Genomic DNA, 11217 nt, shown 5'->3' on the forward strand with positions numbered 1-11217 from the left:
GCCCGCCCCGCCGCCGCCCGCCCCGCCACGCCCTGCCGTGACCGCCGCCGCCGCGCCCGCCGCGCCGCCGGCCGCCACGACCGGCCGCTTCATGGTGCAGCTGGCCGCCGTGGGCAGCGAGGACGGCGCCCGCAGCGAATGGGACCGCCTTTCCCGCCGCGCGCCCGAGCTGTTCGAGGGCCGCCGCGCCGTGGTGCAGAAGCTGGAACGCGATGGCCAGGCCACGCTCTACCGCCTGCGCGCCGCCGGCTTCCCGGACCCGGAGGCGGCGCAGGATTTCTGCCAGCAGATGCGCGCGAAGAACTTCGCCTGCATCCCCGTGCGCTGAGCCGGCCGCTCGCGTGAACAGCCTGGGCATGGACGGGAATCGGCAGCAATGACGCCACGCGCCGCGATCATCGGCATTGCCGGGCCGGAACTGGCGGCGGAGGAGGTGGCGCTGTTCGGCCGCCACCGCCCGGCCGGCGCCATCCTGTTCCGCCGCAACGTCGAAAGCCCGACGCAGGTCACCGCGCTCTGTGCCGCGCTGCGGGCGGCGCTGGGGCCGGAGGCGCCGATCCTGATCGACCAGGAAGGCGGCCGCGTCGCCCGGCTGCGGCCGCCGCACTGGCCGGACTTCCCGCCCGCCGCGCTGTTCGAGCACGCGCCCGCCATGGCGGCGGAAGCCAATGCCACGCTGCTCGGCCTGGAATGCGCCAGCCTGGGCCTCGACGTGGTCTGCGCCCCGCTGCTGGACCTGCGCCTGCCGGGGATGCACCCAGTGATCGGTGATCGCGCCTTCTCCGCCGACCCGGCGGAGGTCGCCCGCCTCGGCGCCGCCTGGGTGCGCGGCCTGCAGCAGGCCGGCTGCATCCCGGTGGTGAAGCATATTCCCGGCCATGGCCGGGCGGCGGTGGACAGCCATGAGGCGCTGCCCCGAATTGCCGCGGACCGTGCGACCCTGGCCGCGGATTTCGCGCCCTTCCGGGCGCTGGCGGCGCAGGATGGCGGCGTCGGCTTCTGGGCGATGACGGCGCACATCCTGTACGAGGCGCTGGATCCGGCGTTGCCGGCGACACTCTCCCCTGGCGTCGTCCAGGGGGTGATCCGCGGCGAGATCGGCTTCGACGGCGTGCTGGTCTCCGACGATTTGGCGATGGGCGCCCTGGCGGGGCGCCCGGGGGATCTCGCCAGCGCCAGCCTCGCCGCCGGCTGCGACCTGGCGCTGCATTGCACCGGCGTGCTGGCCGAAACGGCGGCGCTGCTGGAAGCCTGCCCGGCGCTGTCAGCGGATGCGGCGCGGCGCCTGGCGGCGGCGCGGGCGGCGATGCAGGCGGCACGGCAGACCATCGATCCCAGGCTGCTGGCGGAGATCCGCGACCGGCTGCTGGCCACGCGCCCGGCCTTCGCGTGATCGGCGAAATCTCGGCCATCGCGCTGGCCGCCATCCTCGCCATCACGCTGCACGAGGCGGCGCACGGCTATGCCGCGCTGGCGCTGGGCGACGACACCGCCTGGCGGCTCGGCCGCGTCAGCCTGAACCCGCTGCGCCATGTGGACCCGGTGGGCACGCTGCTGCTACCCGGCCTGCTGCTGGTGACGCAATTGGCCACCATCGGGCGGGTGGAGGCGATGTTCGGCTGGGCCAAGCCGGTGCCGGTCGATTTCGGCCGGCTGCACAATCCGCGCTGGGGCATGGTGCTGGTGGCGGCGGCGGGGCCGGGCATCAACTTCGCGCTCGCCTTCGGCTTCGGCATGGCCGCCCATGTGGCGACCGGCGGCGCCGGCCTGCTGCCGGGCCCTGCCATGGACTGGCTGCTGCGCTTCATCGCCCTCAGCATGTTGTACAATGTGATTCTCGCCTGCTTCAATCTGCTGCCGATTCCGCCGCTGGATGGCGGGCGCATCCTGGTCGGCATCCTGCCGCTGCCGGCGGCGCGCGCGGTGGCGGGGCTTGAACGCTACGGCCTGCTGATCGTCATCGGCCTGGTCTTCGTGCTGCCGTATCTCGTGCCCGGCTTCGATCCGCTGCGGACCCTGCTGCGGGAAGTGGCGCTGCCGGTGCTGGAGGCGGTGTTCTGGCTGTCCGGCCATGGGGGGGCGCAATGACGGACCCGGTGCTGCATCTGCGGCTTGATGGCTATGAAGGCCCGCTCGACCTGCTGCTGGACCTGGCGCGGGCGCAGAAGCTGGATCTCGCCGGCATCTCCATCGTCGCGCTGGTGGACCAGTATCTGGCGGTGATCGAGCAGGCGCGCGGCATGCGGCTGGAACTGCAGGCCGAATGGCTGGTGATGGCGGCCTGGCTCGCCTGGCTGAAATCCCGCCTGCTGCTGCCGAAGGAGGAGGTGGCGGCGGAGGAGGAGGACCCGGACGCGCTGGCGCTGCGCCTGACGGACCGCCTGGCGGCGCTGGAGCAGATGCGCGCCGGCGCCGCCTGGCTCGGCACCCTGCCGCAGCTCGGCCGCGACGTCTTCGCCCGCGGCGCGCCGGAGGATCTGACCGTGCAGGACCGCTCCGGCCTGCGGGCCGACCTGCCGGCGCTGTGCCAGGCCTACGTCGCCGCCCGCCGCCGGGCGCTGGCGCTGCGCCCCTACCGCCCCAAGCCGCGCCGGCTGTGGAGCGTGCAGGACGCGATCGGCCGTCTTGGCCAGATGCTGGGCGAGATGCCCTCCTGGGCCATGCTGCAGCGCTTCCTGCCGGATGGCGCGGCGCTGGATCCGGTGGAGCGCCGCGCCGCCCTGGCCAGCACGCTGATCGCCGGGCTGGAGCTGGCGCGCGGTGGCGGGCTGGACCTGCGCCAGGACCGCGCCTTCGGCCCCATCCTGCTGCGCCGGGCGGAGCCGCAGGCGGAGGCCGGCGATGTCCGCGCCGCCTGAGGATCCGCCGCCCGAGGAGCCGCCGCGGGAAGCGGGGGCGGAGCCGGTCAGCGCCGGGTCCATCCGGCTGGCGGAGGCGCTGCTGTTCGCCAGCGACCGCCCGGTGACGCCCGCCCGCCTGCAGCCCCTGCTGCCGGAAGGCGAGGCGGCAGAGGCGGTGCTGCGCGAATATGGCCGGCTGCTGGAAGGCCGCGGCGTGGTGCTGGTGGAAGCCGGCGGCGGCTTCGTGCTGCGCACGGCGCCGGACCTCGCCGGCCTGCTGACCAGGGTGGTGGAGGTGCCGCGCCGCCTGCCGCGCGCGGCGATGGAGGCGCTGGCCGTGATCGCCTGGCACCAGCCCTGCACCCGCGCCGAGATCGAGGAGATCCGCGGCGCCAGCCTGGCGCAGACCACGCTGGAGGCGCTGCTGGACCACGGGCTGGTGGCACCGCGCGGCCACAAGGAAGTGCCGGGCCGGCCGACGCTGTGGGGCACCACGCCGCGCTTCCTGGAGCAGTTCGGCCTGAACTCCCTGCGCGACCTGCCGCGGCGGGAGGAGCTGATCACCGGCGAGGCGCCCCTCCTGGCCCCGCCACCGGCCGCGGAGCCGGGTGCGGAGCATCCTGGCAGGTGAGCATCCGCTTCGAGAACGTCTCCCACCACTACCCGGAACGCGGGCAGGTGCTGCGGGACCTGCATCTGGAGGCCGGGCCGGGGGAGATCCTGTGCCTGCTCGGCCCCTCCGGCTGCGGCAAGACCACGCTGCTGCGCCTGGCCGCGGGGCTGGAGCCCTTGCAGCAGGGCCGCATCACCCTGGACGGCCAGTTGATCGCCGAGCCGGGGCGGGAGACGCCGCCCGAATCGCGCGGCATCGGCTTCGTGTTCCAGGACTACGCCCTGTTCCCGCACCTGACGGTGGCGGAGAACGTCGCCTTCGGCCTGCGCTTCGTGCCGCGTGGCCAGCGCAAATGGCGGATCATGGATGCGCTGGCCCGCGTCGGGCTGGAAGCCTTCGCCGAATCCTGGCCGCACATGCTCTCCGGCGGGCAGCAGCAGCGTGTCGCGCTGGCCCGCGCCCTGGCGCCGCGCCCGGCGCTGCTGCTGCTGGACGAGGCCTTCGCCAGCCTCGACGCCCGGCTGCGCGAACAGGTGCGCGACGACACGCTGCACGTGCTGCAGGAAGCCGGCATCGCCACCCTGATCGTCACCCACGACGCGGAGGAGGCGATGTTCATGGCCGACCGCATCGCGCTGATGAATGCCGGGCGGATCGAACAGCTCGGCCCGCCTTCGGCGCTTTACCTGGCGCCGACCAGCCGCTTCGTCGCCACCTTCCTGGGCGAGGTGAACCGCCTGCCGGGCCGCGCGGCGGGGGGGCTGGTGCGGACCGCCATCGGCGCCATCCGGCCGCAGGACCCGGCGCTGGCGGCCGAAGGCGCGGCCTCGGAGGTACTGCTGCGCCCGGAGGGGCTGCGGCTGCTGTCGCCGGGCCAGGGGCAGGGCCAGGGGACGGAGGCGGAGGTGGAGGCCTGCCGGCTGCTGGGCGCCACCACCCTGGTGCACCTGGCGGTGGCGGACGGGCAGGGCGGGCTGCTGCACCTGCATGCCAGGCTGCCACCCGGCACCTGGCTGGCGCGGGGGGAGCGTGTTGCCGTGGCGATGGACCCGGAACGGGCCTTCGTATTCTCGCCCGAGGCACCCTAGATACAGCGCAGGGCCCGGCGCCGGATTGGCGGGGCGCGGCGATCCTGCTAACGGGAACGCCCCGCGGGCCTGCATGCCGCATGGCGTCGGGGATGAGGATTCATGCTGGGTCTCGACTGGTCCGAACTGGCGCTGATCGCCGTGGTCGCTGTGGTCGTCATCGGCCCCAAGGACCTGCCCGATGCCGTGCGCGGCGTCGCCAAGTTCATCCAGAAGCTCCGCCGCATGGCCGGCGAGTTCCAGGGCCAGGTGGACGAGGTGGTGCGCGAGGCGAAGCTCGAGGACGTGCGGAACCAGATCAGCGAGATCCGGAACTTCAACGTCCGCGACATCGTGGAGAAGGAAATCGACAAGGATGGGTCGATCCGCAAAACTTTCACGGAAGACCCGATCGGCAACCCGCTGCGCGACAGCTTCTCCACCACCCCGCCGCCGGTGCATGGCGCGGAGGTGACGCCGCCGCCGGCCGAGGCGGCGGCCGGGTTGGCGGAGGGCGCCTTCGGTCCACCGGTGCCGGACACCTCGTCCGCCCCGGCCGCGCCCGCCTTCGTGCCGCCTTCCGTCGTCGCCTCCCAGGCGCCGCCGGCACCGCCCGCCGCCCCCGCCATGCCGCCCAGCTCTCCGCCGGCCTTCGTGCCGCCGCCCGGCTCCTCCGCCGGCACCGCCTCCTGACGAACGGATCCCCCCATCGTGTCGCGTGATCCGAACGACTCCATCGACGACAAGCCGATGCCGCTCGTCGAGCACCTCATGGAGCTGCGCACGCGGCTCATGTGGTCGGTCGGCGCCTTCATCATCGCCTTTGCCGTCTGCTACTATTTCTCGCGCCAGATCTACGGCTTCCTGGCTGCCCCGCTGGCGGACATCCTGCAGTCCCAGGGCATGGGCGAGCGCCGGATGATCTTCACGGCGCTGTACGAGGCCTTCTTCACCTACCTGAAGGTGGCCTTCTTCGGCGCCACCTTCTTCTCCTTTCCCATGTGGGCGACGCAGCTCTGGCTGTTCATCGCGCCGGGCCTCTACAAGAGCGAGAAGAACGCGATCACGCCGTTCCTCGTCGCCTCGCCCTTCCTGTTCGTCTTCGGCGCGGCGCTGGCCTACTACTTCATCTTCCCGATGGCCTGGAGCTTCTTCATCTCCTTCGAGACGCCGGCCGATGCGGGCACGGTGGCCATCCAGCTGGAAGCCAAGGTCAGCGAGTACCTGTCGCTGGTCATGCACATGATCCTGGCCTTCGGCATCGCCTTCCAGCTGCCGGTGCTGCTGACGCTGATGGCCAAGGTGGGCATCGTCAGCGTCGCGGGGCTGCGCAAGGGAAGGCGCTACGCCATCGTCGGCATGTTCGTCACCGCCGCCATCATCACGCCGCCCGACATCATCAGCCAGATCGGCCTCGCCGTGCCGCTGATCCTGCTCTACGAGCTGTCGATCTGGGCCGCGGTGCTGATGGAGCGGAAGAAGAAGGCGGCCGAATCGGCCTGAGGCGGCGGCCCGGGCTTGGCGGTCAGGGCCGTGTCCCATACGGTTTCGTGAGGGCCACGATCGGGTGGCCGTCCGCCGGCCCGGCCGCAGCGCCGGGGCGGAGAAGGAGCCGCGATGATGGTCCGGAGATCCCTTTTCGCACTCTCGCTGGCGCTGGCCGCCCTGCTGGCGCCCGCCCCGGCCGCCGCCCAGGACAGCCCCTACGCCTGGACGTCCTGCGGGCGTGAGGGCTGGCGCTGCCAGGTGATCGGCGAGGCCATCGTGCGCTACGGCGCGCCCGGCCGCTGGGTAACCCGGACCGTCCGCGGCCACATCGAGTGCAGCAACCAGGCCTTCGGCAGCGACCCGGCCCCGGGCGTGCCGAAGTCCTGCGGGTGGCGCCCGGCCTCCACGGCGCGGAACGGCCCGCCGAACCTGGCCAGCCAGCCCCGGCCAGTCACCCCCCCGCCAGGGGCACGCCGTGCCCTGCCTTGGGAGAACGCCGCCCAGCCCCGCCCGAATGCCGCCCCCTCGCAGCGCGGCCCCTGCGCGCAGGAAGGGCAGCGCTGCGCCTTCAGCGGTGCCCGCCTGGTGACCTACGGCGTGCCGGGCCGGGTGATCCGGCGCCAGGGGATCAACGGCATCGACTGCAACAACCTGGCCTTCGGCCGCGACCCGGCGCCGAATACCCGCAAATCCTGCTGGCTGGAGTAGGCGGAGCCGCGGCCGGGGCGCGACCCGAGGCCGAGGCTGCGCAGGCGGCCCGGCGCGATTGACGCGGCCGGCGGGCTGACCTACCTGCCGCGGGCTTTTCCGGCGCCAACGCGCCGGCTCATCGCGGCCGCGCGCGGCCGCGCCGCAATGGACAGGGCGTCATGCACGACATCAGGGTGATCCGCGCCAACCCGGCCGCCTTCGACGCGGCGCTGTCCCGGCGCGGGCTGCCGCCGATCGCCGCCGAGGTGCTGCGCCTTGATGAGCAGCGGGTGGAGGCGGTGCGCATCACCCAGGCGGCGCAGACCACCCGCAACGAGTTGTCCCGCCAGATCGGCGCCGCCATGAAGGCCGGCGACAGCGCGACGGCGGAGCGGCTGAAGGCCGAGGTGAAGGCCGCGCTCGACGCCGCCGCGGCTGCGACGCCGGACGTGCATGAGGCGGCGCGCGACGCGCTGCTGGCCACCCTGCCCAACCTGCTTGACGGGCAGGTGCCGGACGGCGTGGACGAGACCGACAATGTGGTGCAGCACGTCCAGGGCAGCCAGCCCAACCGCGACTTCACGCCGCGCCAGCATTTCGAACTGGGCGAGGCGCTGGGGATGGATTTCGCCACCGCCGCCAAGCTGGCCGGCGCCCGCTTCACCGTGCTGCGCGGGCCGCTCGCGCGGCTGGAACGCGCGCTGGGCCAGTGGATGCTGGACCTGCATGTGGAACAGCACGGCTACACGGAATGCGCCGTGCCGCTGCTGGTCAACGATGACTCCATGTACGGCACCGGCCAGCTGCCGAAGTTCAAGGAGGATCTGTTCGGCACCACCGATGGCCGCTGGCTGATCCCGACGGCGGAGGTGCCGCTGACGAACTTCGTGCGCGGCGAGATCCTGGCGGAGGCGTCGCTGCCGCTGCGGCTGACCGCGCTTTCGCCCTGCTTCCGCTCCGAGGCCGGCTCCGCCGGGCGCGACACGCGCGGCATGCTGCGCCAGCACCAGTTCGCCAAGGTGGAGCTGGTCTCCATTACCCATCCCGAGGCGTCGGCGGCGGAGCATGAGCGCATGACCGCCTGCGCCGAGCAGGTGCTGACGCGGCTGGGTCTGGTGTGGCGGCGGGTGCTGCTCTGCGCCGGCGATACCGGCTTCGGCGCCGCCAGGACCTATGACCTGGAGGTGTGGCTGCCCGGCCAGCAGGCGTGGCGGGAGATTTCCTCCTGCTCCAACTGCCGCGATTTCCAGGCGCGGCGGATGGAGGCACGCTTCCGCCCGGCGGAAGCCAAGGCCCTCGAGGTGCCGCATACGCTGAACGGCAGCGGCGTGGCGGTGGGGCGGGCGCTGATCGCGGTGCTGGAGACGCACCAGCAGGAAGATGGCAGCGTCATCCTGCCGGAGGTGCTGCGGCCCTATATGGGCGGGATCGAGGTGCTGCGCCCGGCGGCCTGAACGGCCCTTTCCGCGCCCGTTCGGGGCGGAAGGTTTGCGCCGGTCAGTCGCCGGCGGCGACGCTTGGTTCCGGCAGGCGGGTCCTGCCCGTTTCACCCAGCCAGATCAGCACGCTGCCGACGAACATCGCCAGCACCGCCCCGGTGGTGCCGTAGCGGGTGGCGAAGGCCAGCACGGTGGCGGCACTGCCGATGATCACGCTGGCCCAGGGCGCGCGGCGGACGAGCGAGAAGAACAGGGTCAGGGGCGCGAGGCAGATCGCGACGAGGGAGGACAAGGGCGAATTCCTGGGATGCCTGCGGCCGGGATGGCGGGCGGGTGCGGGCACCATCGGCGTCCGCCCCGCGCCATACAAGCAAGGTCGCGCAAGCCGTCCGCGAATTCACCCCGGGGCCATGACCCAGCCCGCAGGATGTCGCTTCAGGCGCCCATCCGCCCCTCTGGCCGCACTCCCAGGCGCCCCGCCATGTCCTGCACGAACTGCCAGGCGACGCGGCCGGACCGCGCGCCGCGCGTCACGCTCCATTCCACCGCCGCGCGCCGCAGCTCCTCCGTCGTGGCGGGCAGGCGGAAATCCGCGGCATAGGCCTCCACCATCGCGAAGAAGGTCTCCTGGTCGCAATTGTGGAAGCCGATCCACAGGCCGAAGCGGTCGGAGAGCGAGACCTTCTCCTCCGTCGCCTCGGAGGGGTTGATGGCGGTGCTGCGCTCATTCTCGATCATGTCGCGCGGCATCAGGTGGCGGCGGTTGGAGGTGGCGTAGAACAGGACATTGGCCGGCCGGCCCTCGATCCCGCCATCGAGCACGGATTTCAGCGCCTTGTAGTCCGCATCCTCCTTCTCGAAGGAGAGGTCGTCGCAGAACACCAGGCAGCGCCGGTCGCTGGCGCGCAGCACGTTCAGCAGCTCGGGCAGGGTGCGCACATCCTCCCGCTGGATCTCGATCAGCGCCAGCGCGCCCGGGATCTCGGCATTCGCGGCGCCATGCGCGGCCTTCACCAGGCTGGACTTGCCCATGCCGCGGGCGCCCCACAGCATGGCGTTGTTGGCCGGCAGGCCGCGGGCGAAGCGCAGCGTGTTCTCCAGGATGATGGCCTTCTGCCGCTCCACCCCCTGCAGCAGCCCGACGGACACGGCGGCCACCCGCGGCACCGGGTCGAGCCGCGCCGGCGGGCCGGGATGCCAGACGAAGGCATCCGCCCCGTCCAGCCGCGGGGCTTCAGGCCGGGGCGGGGCCAGGCGTTCCAGCGCCTCGGCGATCCGCACCAGGGTGGGCGTCAGGGGGTGGGGCGCGGTGTCGGGCAAGGGGCGGGCATCCGGATCATGTATTGACGGAAAGGGGGCGGAAGCTAGGTTGCGCGCCGAAGCCCCGCAACCCCGGGGCGCCTTTCCTGGAAGCCGGATCAAGCCCCATGTTCATCTCCCCCGCCTATGCCCAGGACGCCGCAGGCGGCACCGGCGCCGTCGTCATGCAGCTGCTGCCGCTGATCCTGATCTTCGCCGTCTTCTATTTCCTGCTGATCCGCCCGCAGCAGAAGAAGATGAAGGAGCACCGGGCGATGCTTGGCGGCCTGAAGCGCAACGACAAGGTCATCACCGGCGGCGGCCTGCTGGCCACCGTGACCAAGGTGCGCGACGACAGCGACGAGGTGGAGGTGGAGCTTTCGCCGAATGTCCGCGTCACCGTGATCCGCGGCACGATCGCCAGCGTGGTGAAGCCGCCGGCCCCGGCGAACGACGCCAAGGGCTGAGCCCCGGGCCCGGCCGCGGGCATGGAAAAGGGCGCCGGGGTTTCCCCTGGCGCCCTTCGCGTTGGCCTGGCGTCAGGCCGCCTGGCCGGTGGACAGGCCGCCCTTGTCCATCAGGCCGGCGACGACTTCCCAATCGACCAGCTTGTTCAGGAAGTTGTCCAGGTAGTTCGGGCGGACGTTGCGGAAATCCAGGTAGTAGGCGTGCTCCCACACGTCGCAGCCGAGGATGGGCTGGCCCTCGCCGGTCGAGATCGGGTTGGCGCCGTTCGGGGTCTTGGTGACCTTCAGCTTGCCGTCGGCGCCGATGATCAGCCAGGCCCAGCCGCTGCCGAACTGCGTCACGCCGGCCTGCTTGAAGGCGTCCTTGAAGGCCTGCAGGCCGCCGAGGTCGCTGTCGATCTTCGCCGCCAGCGCGCCCGGCAGCTTGTCCCCGCCGCCATTCGGCGACATCACCTGCCAGAACAGCACGTGGTTGTAGTGCTGGCCGGCCTGGTTCAGCACCGGCAGGCCATCGGCGCCGGCCTGGCCGGCTTCCGCCACGATCGTCTCCAGCGACTTGCCGGCGAGGCCCTTGCTCTCGATCAGGCCGTTCAGCGCCGTGACATAGGCGTTGTGGTGCTTGCCGTGATGGAGCTCCAGCGTCTCCTGGCACATGCCCTGGGCGGCGAGGGCGGCGGTCTCGTAGGGCAGGGGCGGCAGGGTGAAGGGCATGGGGTCTCTCCCGATGGGGGGCTTGGCCTTCTGCGGGGAAGGCCCCGCGACCGGCCCCTGACCTAGGCTTGGGTTCCGGGAGCGTCAACCGCACTTGCGGCGCGCGCCGCGGACCGTCATCTGGCCGCCATGGCTAGACCCCCGCTCTCGCCCCTCGGGGCCTTCGTGCGCCAGCATGACCCGGACCGCTACCTGGCCGCGCTGTTCGCCCCGGCGGCGCGGCGGGAGGTGCTGTTCACCCTGTTTGCCGTCAACCACGAACTCGCCCGCGCGCGGGAAGCGGCGAGCAGCCAGATCGCCACGCTGATCCGCCTGCAATGGTGGCGCGACGCGGTGGCGGAAGCCGCCGAGGGCCGGCCGGCGCGCCGGCACGAGGTCGCCGGGCCGCTGCACGCCGCCATCGCCGCCGGCGCGCTGGACCCCGAGACGCTCTCCGCCCTGGTCGATGCGCGGGAAGCGGAGGCGGAGCCGGAGGGCATCCCGACGCGGGAGGCCTTCGGCGCCTTCCTGCGCGCCGGCGCCGGCGGGCTGGCGGTGGCGGCGGCGCGGCTGCTGGGCGCGCCGGATGCGGCGTTGCCCGCCGTGCAGCGGCTGGGCGCGCTT

At 72.7% G+C, this 11217-nt stretch carries 15 protein-coding genes; 12 read left to right on the forward strand and 3 right to left on the reverse strand.

The features are described from left to right. From HEQ75_RS26580 to serS, 10 genes are all read left to right on the forward strand, one after another. On the forward strand, window positions 1-328 hold a 328-nt coding region (locus HEQ75_RS26580; RefSeq protein ID WP_235962149.1), incomplete at its 5' end, for an SPOR domain-containing protein. A 48-nt stretch (window positions 329-376) separates the two neighbouring features. After that, a complete protein-coding gene (gene nagZ, locus HEQ75_RS26585) occupies window positions 377-1393 on the forward strand; it encodes a beta-N-acetylhexosaminidase (RefSeq protein WP_168035150.1) in 1017 nt (338 codons plus the stop codon). Next, entirely contained in the window at window positions 1390-2088 is a 699-nt protein-coding gene (locus tag HEQ75_RS26590; RefSeq protein ID WP_168035151.1) for a site-2 protease family protein, read from the forward strand. Before nagZ ends, HEQ75_RS26590 begins: the two co-directional genes overlap by 4 nt. Beyond that, the gene (locus HEQ75_RS26595; protein ID WP_168035152.1) at window positions 2085-2858 is read left to right on the forward strand and encodes a segregation and condensation protein A; all 774 of its coding nucleotides are present in this window, start codon (window positions 2085-2087) and stop codon (window positions 2856-2858) included. Before HEQ75_RS26590 ends, HEQ75_RS26595 begins: the two co-directional genes overlap by 4 nt. Beyond that, window positions 2842-3471: an SMC-Scp complex subunit ScpB gene (scpB, locus tag HEQ75_RS26600; RefSeq protein ID WP_168035153.1), complete on the forward strand. Its 630-nt coding sequence runs from the start codon at window positions 2842-2844 to the stop codon at window positions 3469-3471. Before HEQ75_RS26595 ends, scpB begins: the two co-directional genes overlap by 17 nt. Beyond that, window positions 3468-4541 carry an ABC transporter ATP-binding protein gene (locus HEQ75_RS26605; RefSeq protein WP_328734977.1) on the forward strand — a complete coding sequence of 358 codons (1074 nt, stop codon included), beginning with the start codon at window positions 3468-3470 and terminating at the stop codon, window positions 4539-4541. The genes scpB and HEQ75_RS26605 overlap by 4 nt, the downstream gene beginning before the upstream one ends. A 102-nt stretch (window positions 4542-4643) precedes the next feature. Continuing rightward, the gene (gene tatB / locus HEQ75_RS28955) at window positions 4644-5213 is read left to right on the forward strand and encodes a Sec-independent protein translocase protein TatB (protein WP_168035154.1); all 570 of its coding nucleotides are present in this window, start codon (window positions 4644-4646) and stop codon (window positions 5211-5213) included. A gap of 18 nt (window positions 5214-5231) precedes the next feature. Beyond that, entirely contained in the window at window positions 5232-6023 is a 792-nt protein-coding gene (gene tatC / locus HEQ75_RS26615; RefSeq protein ID WP_328734980.1) for a twin-arginine translocase subunit TatC, read from the forward strand. A 117-nt stretch (window positions 6024-6140) separates the two neighbouring features. After that, window positions 6141-6716 carry a hypothetical protein gene (locus HEQ75_RS26620; protein WP_168035155.1) on the forward strand — a complete coding sequence of 192 codons (576 nt, stop codon included), beginning with the start codon at window positions 6141-6143 and terminating at the stop codon, window positions 6714-6716. Window positions 6717-6877: 161 nt separating this feature from the next. Beyond that, complete coding sequence (serS, locus tag HEQ75_RS26625) at window positions 6878-8152, forward strand: serine--tRNA ligase (RefSeq protein WP_168035156.1); 1275 nt, start codon at window positions 6878-6880, stop codon at window positions 8150-8152. 43 nt (window positions 8153-8195) lie between these two features. Here serS and HEQ75_RS26630 read toward each other — a convergent pair whose 3' ends face one another. Continuing rightward, window positions 8196-8429 (reverse strand): hypothetical protein, encoded by a 234-nt coding sequence (locus HEQ75_RS26630; RefSeq protein ID WP_168035157.1) that lies wholly within the window; start codon window positions 8427-8429, stop codon window positions 8196-8198. A gap of 143 nt (window positions 8430-8572) precedes the next feature. After that, on the reverse strand, window positions 8573-9457 hold the full coding sequence (locus HEQ75_RS26635) for an ATP-binding protein (protein ID WP_168035158.1): 885 nt from the start codon (window positions 9455-9457) through the stop codon (window positions 8573-8575). Window positions 9458-9564: 107 nt separating this feature from the next. Here HEQ75_RS26635 and yajC point away from each other — a divergent pair, with 107 nt between their 5' ends. Next, window positions 9565-9903: a preprotein translocase subunit YajC gene (gene yajC, locus HEQ75_RS26640; protein WP_168035159.1), complete on the forward strand. Its 339-nt coding sequence runs from the start codon at window positions 9565-9567 to the stop codon at window positions 9901-9903. A gap of 72 nt (window positions 9904-9975) precedes the next feature. Here yajC and HEQ75_RS26645 read toward each other — a convergent pair whose 3' ends face one another. Then, window positions 9976-10614 (reverse strand): superoxide dismutase, encoded by a 639-nt coding sequence (locus HEQ75_RS26645; RefSeq protein ID WP_168035160.1) that lies wholly within the window; start codon window positions 10612-10614, stop codon window positions 9976-9978. Between the two features lie 129 nt (window positions 10615-10743). On the opposite strand from HEQ75_RS26645, the gene HEQ75_RS26650 reads away from it, so the two are divergent. Further along, the coding region (locus HEQ75_RS26650; RefSeq protein ID WP_168035161.1) for a squalene/phytoene synthase family protein at window positions 10744-11217 on the forward strand (474 nt) is incomplete at its 3' end.

The sequence above is a fragment of the Falsiroseomonas selenitidurans genome (genome assembly GCF_012103215.1).
Classification (GTDB): domain Bacteria; phylum Pseudomonadota; class Alphaproteobacteria; order Acetobacterales; family Acetobacteraceae; genus Falsiroseomonas; species Falsiroseomonas selenitidurans.

Coding starts and splice junctions, on each gene's coding strand:
- nagZ (WP_168035150.1), top strand. CDS start 377: ATGACGCCACGCGCCGCGATCATCGGCATTGCCGGGCCGGAACTGGCG.
- HEQ75_RS26595 (WP_168035152.1), top strand. CDS start 2,085: ATGACGGACCCGGTGCTGCATCTGCGGCTTGATGGCTATGAAGGCCCG.
- scpB (WP_168035153.1), top strand. CDS start 2,842: ATGTCCGCGCCGCCTGAGGATCCGCCGCCCGAGGAGCCGCCGCGGGAA.
- tatB (WP_168035154.1), top strand. CDS start 4,644: ATGCTGGGTCTCGACTGGTCCGAACTGGCGCTGATCGCCGTGGTCGCT.
- HEQ75_RS26620 (WP_168035155.1), top strand. CDS start 6,141: ATGGTCCGGAGATCCCTTTTCGCACTCTCGCTGGCGCTGGCCGCCCTG.
- serS (WP_168035156.1), top strand. CDS start 6,878: ATGCACGACATCAGGGTGATCCGCGCCAACCCGGCCGCCTTCGACGCG.
- yajC (WP_168035159.1), top strand. CDS start 9,565: ATGTTCATCTCCCCCGCCTATGCCCAGGACGCCGCAGGCGGCACCGGC.
- HEQ75_RS26645 (WP_168035160.1), bottom strand. CDS start 10,614: ATGCCCTTCACCCTGCCGCCCCTGCCCTACGAGACCGCCGCCCTCGCC.